Below are 13,374 nucleotides of genomic sequence, written 5' to 3'. Positions count from 1 at the left end.
GGGGCGCTCCGGTGATAGACTGCCCCCTTTGCACCGAGAGGAGAGACAACTGCGCTACCCTGCCCCCTTGCCACTGCTCAGCCTGCTGCTCTGGCTCGCGCTGTCAGCCCTGCCGCTTCGGGTGCTGGCCGCCCCGGCCCACTCTTCGCCAGAGCAGGCCCGACAGGAGCCCGCGCCATCTCTGGTCAAGCCAGTGCGGGCCAAGGCCGCGCCGATACGAATAGGCGTGCTGGCGACCCGCGGCCCGGCGCTGGCGCGAGCACAGTGGCAACCACTGATGCGCTGGCTGGATCAGCGCGTGCCCGGCCATCGCTTCGTGCTGCATCCGCTGGGGCTCGATGATCTGGCCGAGGCCGTCGCCCTCGAGCACCTCGACTTCGTCATCACCAATCCGGGCCAGTCGGTGAGTCTGGCGCGCCAGTATCCGCTGGCCTGGCTCGCCACCCTCAAGAGCCCGGCCGGGGGCGACAACCTCGCCATCGGCGCCGCGCTGGTGGTACCCGCCCAGGCGCCCTACCGACACTGGCAGGATCTCAAGGGGCAGCCGGTCGCCGCCGTCTCGGAAAACGCCTTCGGCGGCTACCTCGCCTATCGCTTCGAGGCCGATGAACGGGGAGTCAGGCTGGACAACTTCTTCTCCGCCGTGCGCTTTACCGGTTTTCCGCTGGACCGGCTCATCGAGCGGCTGGCCGCGGGCGAGGTCGCCGCCGCCATCGTGCCGGTGTGCCAGCTGGAGCGAATGGTGCGGGAGGGCAAGGCCGCCCGGGGGGCGTTTCGCGTGCTGGACGATCAGGCCCCGCCCGGCTTTGGTTGCCAGAGTTCGACCCGGCTTTACCCCAACTGGTCCTTTGCCAAGACGGAGCAAGCTACCCCCGAACTGGCGCTGGCGGTGACCCGTGCGCTGTTCGATCTGCCCTTTGATAGCGAGGCGGCCATCGCCGCCGATTCGACGGGCTGGACCGTGCCCACCAGCGAGCTCGCCATCGACCGTCTGCTCAAGGCGCTGGATCGCCACCCGCTGCAGGGCCCCTGGTGGCAAGCGGCCTGGCACTGGTTGCGCCAGCATCAGCAGTGGGGCTGGGGCGCGCTGGCACTGGTACTGCTGCTGGGCGGCCACCACCTGCTGCTGCAATACCTGTTCAACCGCAGCCAGCGCCGGCTGCTCGCCGCCCGCCACCAGCTCGAGCAGAAGGGGCGCCAGCTGGCACAGGCCAGACGGCTCGCCGAACTGGGCGAGCTGGGCGCCAACGTGGCCCACGAGATCAACCAGCCTCTCACCGCCATCGCCAACTACAGTCAGGGGGCCTTGTTGCGGCTGGACAGGCTGACGCAGGATCCCGCTCAGGCTGCCGCCCATGCCTCCCTGCGCCAGGCGCTGGAGCAGATAGGACTGCAAGTCCAGCGCATCACCCAGACCGTCAACCGGCTGAGAACCCGGCTGCAGAAGCGCCCTCCCCGGCTCGAACCTTGCGATCTGCTCACCCTGATGGACGACTTGCGCCCCCTGATAGACCAGATGCTGGCACCGCTCGACGTCAACTTCATCCTGCACTGGCGGGGCCAGCCGCGCCGGCTGCCCCTCGACGGCATCGGGATGGAACAACTGCTGGTGAACCTCATCAAGAATGGCGCCGAGAGTGCGGCGCAGAGGGCCCGCACTTCTACGCAGGCACCGGCACAGGAGCCTGCCCGGGTCGAGCTGCTGATCGCGTTCGAGGCGGATCGATTGCTGCTGGAGATCCGTGACAACGGCGCCGGCCTGAGGGTGCCCGTGAGTGAACTGCAACAGGCGTTTTACAGCGACAAGCCTGATGGCATGGGGCTGGGGCTGGCCATCTGCCGGGACGTGGTCGAGAGTCATCACGGTCAGTTCACCCTCGACAACCTGAGCCCCCATGGCTGTCTGGCCCGGGTCACCCTGCCCGCGCCGCCACCCGAGGCCCCCACCTCATCCACCCCTACCACGCTACCGACACCAAGGAACTGAGATGCCGCACCCTGCCCGCCCCCCGCTCTATCTGGTCGACGACGATGAGGCCGTGCTCGACTCCCTGCGCTTCATGCTGGAGAGTTGTGACGAGCGGCAGGTGTACAGTTTCACTGACGGCAAGCGCTTTCTGGCCGAGGTTGATCTGCACCAGCCCGCCAGCCTCATCCTCGACTGCCGCATGCCGGGGCTGTCGGGCCCCGATGTGCAGCAGCGTCTCAAGGCGGCCAACAGCCCCATTGCCATCTTGTTTCTCACCGGCCACGGCGAGGTACCGCTGGCGGTGGAGTCCCTCAAACAGGGGGCCGTCGACTTCCTGCAAAAGCCGGTACAACTGGCCCCCTTGCTCGCCGCCATAGAGCGGGCCGAACGGGCGACACTGGCTGCGGCAATGCGTCTCACCAATCTGGCGGCCTATGCGCGGCTCACCCCGCGCGAACACCAGCTGTTGGAGCTCATCGCACGGGGCCACAAGAATCAGCAGATAGCGCAGGATCTCTGTATCTCGGTGCGTACCGTCGAGGTGTGCCGCGCCAGTCTGATGAAGCGCCTTGAGGTCAATTCCTTGGCCGAGCTGATGCTGCTCTATGCGGATGTCCACTCGGCGCCCTGATCCCGGTCAACCAAGGCTGCCCCGAGCGCCTCAGCAGCATCAGCCTGCAGCGCTATCGCCAGCGGGTATGGGTCGGCGCTCAGCTCACTAGCCTGATTGTTTCCATCTCTCGTGAATGGGCAGGCCAGGCGGCGACATGGGATGCCTTTGGCTCAGGCTGTCAGCCAAATCTGTGCGCAGGCCCGCTATTCCTGCGCCCGTGGCTTGCAGCGCAAATCGGGGTTTGCTAATACTCCGCGTCCATTGGATGAGCATCCCCTTTCGAGATAGTGTGCCGTGGCTTTCGAACAATTCGCGCTCGTGATATCTCTCTTCCAGCAGCTCTGCGTCTACCTGGTGATCGCCTGGCTGCTCTCCAAGACGCCGCTGTTCATGCCGCTGACCCAGGTGACCCTGAGCTGGCCCCACAAGATCCTCTGCTACCTCATCTTCTCCGGCTTCTGCGTGATGGGCACCTATTTTGGCCTGAGGGTCGAAGACTCCATCGCCAACACCCGCGCCATCGGCGCCGTGCTGGGCGGCATCGTCGGCGGCCCTGTGGTGGGGCTACTGGTGGGGCTCACCGGCGGCATCCATCGCTACTCGCTGGGGGGCTTTACCGCGCTCGCCTGCACCTTCTCCACCATCGCCGAGGGGCTGCTCGGCGGCCTAGTACACCGCCACTTCGTCGCCCGCCACCGGCTCGACCTGCTGTTCAGCCCCTGGGTAGTGGGCTCGGTGGCCCTTATCGCCGAGCTGATGCAGATGGGCATCATATTGCTGGTGGCCCGCCCGTATGACGACGCCGTCCACCTCATCGAGAACATCATAGCCCCCATGCTGGTGGCCAATACCCTGGGGGCCGCCATGTTCATGCGGATGATCCTCGATCACCGCGCCATGCTGGAGAAGTACTCGGTCGCCTTCTCCGCCCGCGCCCTCAAGATCGCCGAGCGGGCGATGCGGGTGCTGGACAAGGGCTTCACTCAAGAGGCGTGCCAGCAGATGGTGCGCATTCTCTACGAGGAGACCGGGGTCGGTGCGGTGGCCATCACGGATCGGGAGAAGCTGCTCGCCTTCATCGGCATCGGCGAGGATCACCACCTGCCGGGCACCGCCATCAACTCGGCCCACACCTTCAAGGCGATCCAGCACAACGAGGTGGTCTATGCGGACGGCAACCTCATCCCCTACAGCTGCAACCTGCATCCCCAGTGCCGGCTCGGCTCCTCGCTGGTCATTCCGCTGCGGGGGGAAGAGGGGTCGGTGGTCGGCACCATCAAGCTCTACGAGCCCAAGCGCAAGTTCTTCTCCTCCATCAATCGCACCCTGGGAGAGGGGATCGCCCGGCTGCTCTCCGGCCAGATCCTGGCCGGCAAATACAACGAGCAGAAGCGGCTGCTGGCCCAGTCGGAGATCAAGCTGTTGCAGGCGCAGATCAACCCGCACTTCCTGTTCAACGCCCTCAACACCCTGTCGGCGGTGATCCGGCGCGATCCCGAGAGCGCCCGCACTCTGGTGCACCACCTCTCCACCTTCTTTCGCAAGAACCTCAAGCGGCAGGGAGACGAGGTGACCCTGGCCGACGAGCTGGAACATGTGAACGCCTACCTGCACATCGAGCAGGCCCGCTTCGCCGAGCACCTGAGCGTGCAGATCCATATTCCCGAGCCGCTGCTGGAGTACCGGCTGCCCACCTTCTCCCTGCAGCCCATCGTCGAGAACGCCATCAAGCACGGCATCTCCCAGATGTTCGAGCCCGGCCGGCTCACCCTGACTGCGCGACAGGAGGGCGAACAGCTGGTGCTGGAGGTCGAGGACAACGCCGGCCTCTATCAGGCCAAGCGGGAGGAGAGCGGCCTTGGCATGAACATAGTGGACCGGCGCATCAAGGCCCGTTACGGCGCCGAGTACGGGGTCACCATTCACTGCGAACCCCATCAATCCACCCGGGTGAGGATCACCCTTCCCCTGCAGGAGAGCCCATGCTGACCGCCCTTATCGTCGACGATGAACCCCTCGCCCGCGAGGAGCTGCGGCTGCTGCTGGAGCAGGCAGGCAACATCCGCCTGCTGGGGGAGTGTGCCCACGCAATGGAGGCGCTGCCCGCCATCCATCGCCTCAAGCCCGACCTACTGTTTCTCGACATCCAGATGCCGCGCATCAGCGGGCTGGAACTGGTGAGCATGCTGGATCCGGACTTGCGTCCCCACATCGTCTTCATCACCGCCTACGACGAGTTTGCCCTGCGCGCGTTCGAGGAGAACGCCCTCGACTACCTGCTCAAGCCGGTCACGGCAGAGCGGATGAACAAGGCGCTGGAGCGCATCCAGCGGCTGCTTTCGCCAAAAGGTGAGCTGGCGGGCCAGCCGATGCAGGATCCGACCCGCATCGCCCAGCCCCTGCGCAGCATTCCCTGCAGCGGCCACAACCGCATCCTGCTGCTGCCCCTTGGCGAGGTGGAGTTCGTCCACAGCGATCTGGCCGGCAACAAGGTGGTGAGCGCCCAGCAGCAGGGCACCACCGAGCTGACCCTGCGCACCCTGGAGGAGAAGACCGGCTTCGTGCGCTGTCACCGCCAATACCTGCTCAACCCCGGCCAGATCCGCGAGATCCTGCTGCTCGACGGCGGCCTGGCGGAGGTGGTGACCCAGGGCGGCCACAAGGTGCCGGTGAGCCGCCGCTACCTCAAGCCCCTCAAGGAGCTGCTGGAGATCCCCTGATGGGGCGGGCCACTCATCCAGCTCCTGTTCTGCCCGCTACCGCTTACCACGCCCGCCGGCTCATCCCTCAAACCGCTCGGGGTCGCTTTTCTGCCGCTCACGGGCGGCCCTCTGCCACTGACCTTTTCTGCGCTCCCCTTTCCCCACCACGTCGGTAGAGTGCAGCCTGAGCCCGGCCGGATTGGCCGCAGGAAAAGGAAACTCCGTTATGCAACACGCAATCACCTTCGTCATTGCGGCCCTCTGCATCCTCGCCATCGCCTATCGCCTCTACGGCGTGTTCTTTGTGCGCAAAGTGCTGATGGCCGACGACAAGCTGGTCACCCCCTCCCACCAGCTGGAAGATGGCAAGAACTATGTGCCGACCAACAAGTGGGTCAACTTCGGCCAGCACTTCGCGGCCATCGCCGCCGCCGGCCCGCTGGTGGGCCCGGTTCTGGCCGCCCAGTACGGCTACCTGCCGAGCTTTCTCTGGCTGCTGATCGGCTGCGTCATCGGCGGCGCGGTGCACGACACAGTCGTGCTGTTCGCCTCAATGAAGCATCAGGGCAAGTCCCTCTCCGAGGTGGCCAAGGCCGAGCTCGGCCCCATCGCCGGCTGGTGTACCGGCCTTGCGATGCTGTTCATCATCACCATCACCATGGCGGGTCTCTCCATGGTGGTGGTGCACGCGCTGGAGCGTAACGCCTGGGGCGTATTCGCGGTCTTCATGACCATCCCCATCTCCATGGTGGTGGGGATCTGGCACAAGTTGACCGGCAACCTGCAAGCCGCCTCCTGGGTCGGCTTCATCGCGGTGCTGGCCTGCGTCTTCTTCGGCCCCTACGTGCAGGAGAGCGCCTTCGGTGCCTGGCTGACCCTGCGTGCCGAGACCATCAGTCTGGCGCTGCCGGTCTACGCCTTCTTCGCCACCGCGCTGCCGGTCTGGCTGCTGCTCACCCCGCGCGGCTACATCTCCAGCTTCATGAAGATCGGCGTATTCGGCGCACTGGTGATCGGCGTCATCTGCATCAACCCGGAGATCCAGTTCCCCGCCATGACCCAGTTCGTCCACGGCGGCGGCCCGGTACTGGGCGGCCCGGTCTGGCCCTTCATCTCCATCACCATCGCCTGTGGTGCCATCTCCGGCTTCCACGCCTTTATCGGCTCCGGCACCACCCCGAAACTGGTGGACAAGTGGAGCGACATCCTGCCGGTCGCCTTCGGTGCCATGCTGGCCGAATGCGTGGTGGGCGTGATGGCGCTGATCGCCGCCACTGCCCTGCACCCGGCCGACTACTTCGCCATCAACGCTACCCCGGAGGCCTTCGCCAAACTGGGGATGCAGGTGGTGGATCTGCCGTTCCTCTCCCAGGAGATCGGTATGGATCTGAACGGCCGCACCGGCGGCGCCGTCACCCTGGCAGTGGGCATGTCCTACATCTTCACCAAAGTGCCCTGGTTCAGCAATCTCGCCTCCTACTTCTTCCAGTTCGTGGTGATGTTTGAAGCGGTGTTCATCCTGACCGCCGTCGACTCCGGCACCCGGGTCTCCCGCTACCTCATTCAGGACTTCTTCGGCGAGTTCTACCCGCCCCTCAAGCGTATCGACTGGATGCCGGGCGCCATCGGAGCCAGCGTGCTCGCCTGCGTGATGTGGGGGTATCTGCTGATGTCCGGCGATATCGGATCTGTGTGGGCGCTGTTCGGGGTCTCGAACCAGCTGATGGCCTCGGTGGGCCTGATTATCGGTGCCACCATCATCTTGCGACTGGCCAGCAAGCGCCGTTACATGCTGACCTGCCTGATCCCGCTGGCCTACCTGTTCGTCACCGTCAACTACGCCGGTTACTGGATGGTCAGCCACGTCTACTTCAACCCCGAAGCCAAGGGCTACAACCTGCTCAACGGCGGCATCTCACTGCTGATGCTGGGGCTTGGCGCCGTCATACTGCTGTCGGCCATCCGCAAGTGGATTGAGCTGTGGAAGCTGCGCCAACAGCCCGAGTTCCAGATTGCCCCGGCCAGCGCCAGCTGACGGGAACCGTCCTCAATGATCAAGGCCCCACTTCGGTGGGGTTTTTCGTATTCAAAACGTGGCGAAATACTGCTCATCACAGATATCGGTGGAGCGGGCGAGGCGGTTGAGGCGGTGGAAGATGGTGCAGAAAATGGACGGCTTGATAACCGGCCAGAAGGTGGGCTCATCAGGATACATGAGCCGATCACAGAACCCGGCGGCCAATCGGGTTAGAATGGGGTCTCTTGTCGCCATGCCACACCCTGGCGGCGCCTCCTCCGCTTTCACTCATGAGGACACTTTTCATGGAACTGCTTCTTCTCAGCAACGGTAAAGCCACCGAATTTCCGGGTCTGCTCGGTTGGGCCCGCGACCGGGTGCAAACCCTGCTCGCCCGCAAACAGGTCAAGCGCATCCTGCTCATCCCCTACGCCGTGATCCGCAGCGACTGGGACGCCAGGGCCAATGAGCTCGGCGAGAGCCTGGGGGTGGAAGCCATCAGCATCCATCAGTTCGACGACCCGGTGGACGCCATCAACCAGGCCGACGCCATCTTTATCAGCGGTGGCAACACCTGGCGCCTGAACCAGCTGCTGCACGAAAATGGCCTGGTCGTGCCGATCCAGCGTGCCGTGCGCGAGCGGGGCGTGCCCTATGTGGGCTGGAGCGCAGGTTGCAACGTGGCCACCCCGAGCATTCGCACCACCAACGACATGCCGGTGTGCAACGCCGCCGTACTGCCCGCGCTGGGCCTGTTCCCGCTGCAGATCAACCCCCACTATCTGGATGCCAGCATCAGCGGCCACATGGGGGAGACCCGCGACGAGCGTCTGGCGGAGTTCTGCGCCATCAACCCGAGCGAATACGTGGTGGCCCTGCGTGAAGCCAGCCTGCTCCAAATAAGTGGCGAGAGCAGCGGCGACACCCTTGAATACTGGAGCGCCCGCGGCGAGAGCTTCAAGATCTTCAAGCACGGCGAGGCGATTCAGGAATGCATGGATGCCAGCCCGCTGGCGGCATTGACGCCGTTTCGCCCCCACGGCTGAACCATGATGCAAGCGGGTACACCGCAGCGTGGGTCGCCATTCTGAGCGACCTGGCCTGTGGTTTGCCATGCTGTGAGGGGCAAGGGAGATTCCCTCGCCCCTTTTCTTTTCGGCGGGAGGATGCAATGACGACACGGATAGAGCACGACAGCTTCGGGGAGATAGCCGTTCCGGCCGAGCGGCTGTGGGGAGCCCAGACCCAGCGCTCCCTGCACCATTTCGACATCTCGGGGGAGCGTCAGCCCATGGCGCTGATTCATGCCCTGGCGCGCATCAAGTCTGCCTGTGCCCGGGTCAATCACGCCAAGGGACTGCTGCCCGCTCGCACGGCCCAGGCCATCATGAGTGCCGCCGATGAGATCCTCTGCGGCCAGCACGAAGAAGAATTTCCGCTCAGGGTCTGGCAGACAGGCTCGGGCACCCAGACCAACATGAACGTCAACGAGGTGCTGGCCAACCGTGCCAGCGAGCTGCTCGGCGGCACGCGCGGCGAAGCGCGTCTGGTACACCCCAACGACGAGGTGAACAAGAGCCAGTCGAGCAATGACGTTTTCCCCAGCGCCATGAATCTGGCGGCCGTCAGCGCCATCACGCTGCAACTGCTGCCCGCCCTGATCGCCCTGAGCGCCACCCTGGCCCGCAAGGCGCACGCCTTCGACGACATCGTCAAGATAGGCCGCACCCACTTGCAGGATGCTACCCCGCTCACCCTGGGACAGGAGTTCTCCGGCTGGGTCGCCCAGCTGGAGCAGGGAGAACGCCACATTCGGGCCGCCCTGCCCCATCTGTGCGAACTGGCGCTGGGGGGGACGGCCGTCGGCACAGGCCTGAACAGGCCACCCGGCTTTGCCGACGAGGTGGCGGCTACCCTGGCGGAGCAGACAGGCTTGCCGCTGGTGAGCGCGCCCAACAAGTTCGAGGCGCTGGCGGCGAGCGATGCTCTGGTTCATGCCCACGGCGCACTAAAGACGCTGGCGGCATCGCTCATGAAGATCGCCAACGACGTACGCTGGCTGGCCAGCGGCCCCCGCAGCGGGCTGGGAGAGCTGCTCATCCCGGAAAACGAGCCAGGATCTTCCATCATGCCCGGCAAGGTCAACCCGACCCAGTGCGAGGCGCTCACCATGCTGTGCGCCCAGGTGATGGGCAACGACGTCGCCATCAATATCGGCGGCGCCAGCGGCAACTTCGAGCTTAACGTGTTCAGGCCGATGATCGCCCACAACTTCCTGCAGAGCGTGCGGCTGCTGGCGGACGGCATGCAGAGCTTCCACGACCACTGCGCCGTCGGCATCACCCCGAACCAGCCCCGCATCGACGAGCTACTGGCCCGATCCTTAATGCTGGTGACGGCGCTCAACCCCCATATCGGCTATGACAAAGCGGCCGAGATAGCCAAGCGGGCCCACCATGAAGGGCTCAGTTTGCGGGAGGCGGCCATCGCCTCCGGCCACCTGACGGCGCAGCAGTTCGATGCCTGGGTGGTGCCGGCCGACATGGTAGGTCGACGCGGCGGCTGAGCCACCCCGGAGGGAAGCATGCGATAAAAAAGAAGCCGGACTGCGCCGGCTTCTTTTTTCATGAATGAGTCAGGACTTGATCAGCTTGCTCAGCGCATCCAGCTCGCGCTGGGCGGCCAGCAACTTGGTCTGGGCCTCTTCCAGCTTGGCCTGTTTCTTGGCGATCTTGTCAGGCTTGCCCGACACCCGCGCATTTTGCAGTTCGAGCAGTCGCTCGTTCACCTGCGCTTTCAGCTCGGCCACCCGTTGTTGCTGCTCCTTGAACAGGCCGGCATCGGTGCAGTGAGCCTCGATATTGCGCAGCGCCCGCTCCAGCCCGGCCACCTGATCCGCGTTGTTGTGCGCCTTGGCGAAGGCCAGCTGGTCCGCCACGGCCTGTTGCCGAGCCTTGCAGCCAACTTCCTGGCTGCCATAGGCCTGACCGGCCAACAGCAGCATACTCATTCCGACAGCCTTCCACATAACGACCTCACTCCTCTGTCATGTTTGATGGCCGCCTATCAGACCGCACTCGGCCAAGCGGGTCAAGCCGTGCGCCAACCGGTACGACAGAGTTTGTGCAACATCACGCCAGCGCGGCCCCGGCGAGTCTACAATAGCGGCTTTCAGGATGGAGTCTTTTATGAATCAACGAATTGTCATCATTGCCAACGGCGCTCCCTACGGCAGCGAATCCCTGTTCAACGCCCTGCGGCTGGCCATTGCCCTGGGCGAACAGGGCGGTGCCAGCCTGCAACTGTTTCTGATGTCCGATGCGGTTGGCGCCGCACTGGCGGGGCAAGCCCCGGCCGAGGGGTACAATCTACGCCAGATGCTGGAGATCCTGCTGGCTCAGGGTGCCCTCATCCGCTTGTGCAAGACCTGTACCGATGCCCGTGGCATCACGGCCCTGCCGCTCATTGAAGGGATCGAGATCGGCACACTGCCGCTGCTGGCCCAGTGGACCCTAGCGGCCGATAAAGTGCTGACCTTCTAGTGCATAGAAAGATGGGCGCAGGCGTTGAGCTGCAACAACCCTGCGCCATTTGAAAACCATTCCCCTGCTGTTAATGTCTACACTGTCAGTTAGATAACAAAGTGCGCGCCGTCATTTTCGTTCAGGGAACTGCCATGAATCCAACCGAACAGACTCTGCTGGAGCAGATGCGGATAACAGAGTTCGAGATTGCCCATCGCAAGGAGCTGCTGCTGTTGAGCGAGGAAGATTTCACCCTGCTCGCCAGCTACCGCGTCAAGATAGAGCCCCACATAGATGCACTGGTCGACAAGTTTTATATGCTGCAGACCGGGATTACCGAGATTGCCCTGCTGATCGGCGACGCCGATACGCTCACCCGGCTGCGGGCGGCCCAGCGCCGTTACATCCTCGACCTGTTCAGCGGCCTGTATGACCTGGAATACGTCAACAACCGGCTGCGGATCGGGCTGGTGCACAAGCGGATCGGGGTGGAGCCCAAGCTCTATCTGGCGGCCATCAACACTCTCAAGGGGCTGCTCATCGAGGATATCTTCTCCCAGATAGAGCACGAGCCGGATCGCATTACCATGCTGACCGCCCTCGACAAGCTGTTCCTGTTCGACATTACCCTGGTGTTCGAGACCTACATCCGCAGCCTGGTCTCGGAGATAGAGTCATCCAAGGAGAAGTCCGAGATCTACGCCAAGACGCTGGAGGAGAAGGTGCGGGAACGCACCCAGCAGCTGGAGGAGATGAGCCGGACCGACTCCCTCACCGGCCTGCTCAGCGTACGACACCTGCAAGAGAACCTGACCCGCACCCTGCGCACCTGCCAGCGCCGCGCCGAGCCAGTGGTCATTGCCTACCTCGATATCGATGACTTCAAACAGATCAACGACAGTCAAGGGCATCAGCGGGGAGACGAGATACTGCGCATCGTCGGCACCTGCATTCGCAAAGTATCGCGGACGGAGGACAGCTGCTTTCGTTACGGCGGTGATGAGTTCTGTCTGATCCTGCCCAACTGCAATGAGGATCAGGCCAGAGATGTCTATCTGAAACGACTGACCAGTACGCTGGCAGAACAGCTCGGCGACGTGACGCTCAGCATCGGCATGGTGCAGACGGGCCCGGTCCAGTTCGACGAGGGAAACAGCCTGATCCGGCTGGCTGATGAACGCATGTATGCCGCCAAGAAGGCGATGAAGCAAATCAACCAAAAGGAGGCCCACTAACTCTCGCGGGAGCAGGCTTTCACCACCTCGGGGCGCGGGATACGTGCGCCCCACTCGTACAACAGGAAGGTCAGCATGCAGCACAGCGCCATCAGTATGTAGAGTGATTGTCCGCTCCATCGCTCCAGGATCCAGCCACCCAGCACGGCTCCTATGGCACCACCCAACCCGGCCAGCGCACCGGCACCGAAATAGCTCCCCTTTAGATGAGGGGGCGACATCTGATCGATCAGCACGTTGAGCAGCGGGAACAGGATCGTCTCCCCCACGCTCAGCAGCAGCACGGCCCCGATCCAGTGCGACCACTGCGCGGGATCCCCCAGTGCAAACAGCACCTGAGCCCCCAGAAACAGCATGATGCCAAGCTGCAGCCGCACCTTGCCCGGCCAGCGGGCGAGCAGATGCAGCAGCGGGAATTGCAGTAAAACGACGGTCAGCGCATTGATCGTCACCAAAATGGCGACCAGCCGCGCCACCTCGGGAGTCTCGGCCCGCGTCAGGTACTGCACCAGGGGTGAGTGAAACTGGGAGTAAACCAGCACCATCAGCAGGTTGGCCATCACCAGCAGCAGAAAACCCCGATCCAGCCACAGCACCTTGATGGCGGCCCGCAGACCCAAACCGCCACCGCGCCGCGCGTCCTCGTTCAGAGCGCGAAAGCCCCAAACGAAGGCGGCTCCCAGCAGCAGATAACTGCCGGCGAGCAGCAGGAAGGTCTGCTGCTGAGCACTGATACCCAGAGTCACCCCGAGCAAGGGCCCTATCGCCGCCCCCAGGTTGAGCAGGAAGTAGCGCAAATGCAGCGCCAGCTCGCGCGCCTTGGCCGAGGCGAGGCTGTCGGCCATCAGCGCCTTGCCCGGTGCATCGATGAGACCGGAGGAGAGACCGCTGCCGATCACCCCTACCCCGAGCCAGAGTACTGAGTGGGAGAAACCGAGCAAGCCATAGCAGAGCAGCGCCACCAGGCAGCCAGCCAGCAAGATGTTGCGCCGGCCCAGCCGGTCCGACAGCCAGCCGCCGTAGAAGCTGATCAGGGTGGAGAGCGCCGCGCTTGCTCCCAGCATGGCCCCTATGCCGGTGGCCGAGAGGGCATACTCCCGATAGAGCAAGATGGAGAGAAAGGGCCAGACCATGTAATAGCTGGTGCGCACCATGAAGGTGCCCAGGATCACGGTCCAGACCAGCGGGGGAAACTGCCTGAGGAGAGCCCACGACATCATACTGCTCCTTGTTGCCCGTCGCGCGGGAAGCTCATTGTTGTAACAGAGGGCTTCATAAGAAACAACACTGCTGCCGAGCAGACACAAAAAAGCC

General features: G+C 63.9%; 12 protein-coding genes. 9 read left to right on the top strand and 3 right to left on the bottom strand.

What is annotated here, in order from left to right:
• Positions 1–67: 67 nt before the first annotated feature.
• The 5 genes from ACW5XD_RS01380 to ACW5XD_RS01360 all read left to right on the top strand — a co-directional run bounded on the left by ACW5XD_RS01380 (position 68) and on the right by ACW5XD_RS01360 (position 7,319).
• A complete protein-coding gene (locus ACW5XD_RS01380) occupies positions 68–1,987 on the top strand; it encodes a sensor histidine kinase (protein ID WP_456493423.1) in 1,920 nt (639 codons plus the stop codon).
• A 1-nt stretch (position 1,988) separates the two neighbouring features.
• Positions 1,989–2,600 (top strand): response regulator transcription factor, encoded by a 612-nt coding sequence (locus tag ACW5XD_RS01375; protein WP_456493289.1) that lies wholly within the window; start codon positions 1,989–1,991, stop codon positions 2,598–2,600.
• A gap of 276 nt (positions 2,601–2,876) precedes the next feature.
• A complete protein-coding gene (locus ACW5XD_RS01370; protein ID WP_456493288.1) occupies positions 2,877–4,571 on the top strand; it encodes a LytS/YhcK type 5TM receptor domain-containing protein in 1,695 nt (564 codons plus the stop codon).
• Positions 4,565–5,302 (top strand): two-component system response regulator BtsR, encoded by a 738-nt coding sequence (btsR, locus tag ACW5XD_RS01365; protein WP_456493287.1) that lies wholly within the window; start codon positions 4,565–4,567, stop codon positions 5,300–5,302. The genes ACW5XD_RS01370 and btsR overlap by 7 nt, the downstream gene beginning before the upstream one ends.
• A 208-nt stretch (positions 5,303–5,510) precedes the next feature.
• Entirely contained in the window at positions 5,511–7,319 is a 1,809-nt protein-coding gene (locus tag ACW5XD_RS01360; protein ID WP_456493286.1) for a carbon starvation CstA family protein, read from the top strand.
• A 51-nt stretch (positions 7,320–7,370) separates the two neighbouring features.
• Here ACW5XD_RS01360 and ACW5XD_RS01355 read toward each other — a convergent pair whose 3' ends face one another.
• Positions 7,371–7,499, bottom strand: a complete 129-nt coding sequence (locus ACW5XD_RS01355; RefSeq protein ID WP_456493285.1) for a hypothetical protein — start codon at positions 7,497–7,499, stop codon at positions 7,371–7,373.
• A gap of 107 nt (positions 7,500–7,606) precedes the next feature.
• Between ACW5XD_RS01355 and pepE the strand changes: the two genes are divergently transcribed.
• A complete protein-coding gene (gene pepE, locus ACW5XD_RS01350; protein ID WP_456493284.1) occupies positions 7,607–8,347 on the top strand; it encodes a dipeptidase PepE in 741 nt (246 codons plus the stop codon).
• 125 nt (positions 8,348–8,472) lie between these two features.
• Positions 8,473–9,867: a class II fumarate hydratase gene (fumC, locus tag ACW5XD_RS01345; protein ID WP_456493283.1), complete on the top strand. Its 1,395-nt coding sequence runs from the start codon at positions 8,473–8,475 to the stop codon at positions 9,865–9,867.
• Positions 9,868–9,936: 69 nt separating this feature from the next.
• Here the strand turns inward: fumC and ACW5XD_RS01340 are convergent, their stop codons facing one another.
• Positions 9,937–10,311, bottom strand: coding sequence for a DUF1090 domain-containing protein (locus ACW5XD_RS01340; RefSeq protein WP_456493282.1), 375 nt, complete (start codon positions 10,309–10,311; stop codon positions 9,937–9,939).
• Positions 10,312–10,489: 178 nt separating this feature from the next.
• Between ACW5XD_RS01340 and ACW5XD_RS01335 the strand changes: the two genes are divergently transcribed.
• Both ACW5XD_RS01335 and ACW5XD_RS01330 read left to right on the top strand, forming a co-directional pair.
• Positions 10,490–10,843: a DsrE/DsrF/TusD sulfur relay family protein gene (locus tag ACW5XD_RS01335; protein WP_456493281.1), complete on the top strand. Its 354-nt coding sequence runs from the start codon at positions 10,490–10,492 to the stop codon at positions 10,841–10,843.
• Positions 10,844–10,977: 134 nt separating this feature from the next.
• Positions 10,978–12,060, top strand: a complete 1,083-nt coding sequence (locus ACW5XD_RS01330) for a protoglobin domain-containing protein (protein ID WP_456493280.1) — start codon at positions 10,978–10,980, stop codon at positions 12,058–12,060.
• On the opposite strand, the gene ACW5XD_RS01325 is transcribed toward ACW5XD_RS01330, so the two are convergent.
• The gene (locus ACW5XD_RS01325) at positions 12,057–13,367 is read right to left on the bottom strand and encodes an MFS transporter (protein ID WP_456493279.1); all 1,311 of its coding nucleotides are present in this window, start codon (positions 13,365–13,367) and stop codon (positions 12,057–12,059) included. The genes ACW5XD_RS01330 and ACW5XD_RS01325 overlap by 4 nt on opposite strands.
• Positions 13,368–13,374 lie beyond the last annotated feature (7 nt).

This window comes from Aeromonas enterica (genome assembly GCF_054052465.1).
This window is presented reverse-complemented; position numbering and strand designations above follow the sequence as displayed.

Excerpts from the sequence above, each read along its gene's own strand:
- btsR (WP_456493287.1), top strand. The coding sequence starts at position 4,565 with ATGCTGACCGCCCTTATCGTCGACGATGAACCCCTCGCCCGCGAGGAG.
- ACW5XD_RS01375 (WP_456493289.1), top strand. The coding sequence starts at position 1,989 with ATGCCGCACCCTGCCCGCCCCCCGCTCTATCTGGTCGACGACGATGAG.
- ACW5XD_RS01330 (WP_456493280.1), top strand. The coding sequence starts at position 10,978 with ATGAATCCAACCGAACAGACTCTGCTGGAGCAGATGCGGATAACAGAG.
- pepE (WP_456493284.1), top strand. The coding sequence starts at position 7,607 with ATGGAACTGCTTCTTCTCAGCAACGGTAAAGCCACCGAATTTCCGGGT.
- ACW5XD_RS01340 (WP_456493282.1), bottom strand. The coding sequence starts at position 10,311 with ATGAGTATGCTGCTGTTGGCCGGTCAGGCCTATGGCAGCCAGGAAGTT.
- ACW5XD_RS01360 (WP_456493286.1), top strand. The coding sequence starts at position 5,511 with ATGCAACACGCAATCACCTTCGTCATTGCGGCCCTCTGCATCCTCGCC.
- ACW5XD_RS01355 (WP_456493285.1), bottom strand. The coding sequence starts at position 7,499 with ATGTATCCTGATGAGCCCACCTTCTGGCCGGTTATCAAGCCGTCCATT.
- fumC (WP_456493283.1), top strand. The coding sequence starts at position 8,473 with ATGACGACACGGATAGAGCACGACAGCTTCGGGGAGATAGCCGTTCCG.
- ACW5XD_RS01335 (WP_456493281.1), top strand. The coding sequence starts at position 10,490 with ATGAATCAACGAATTGTCATCATTGCCAACGGCGCTCCCTACGGCAGC.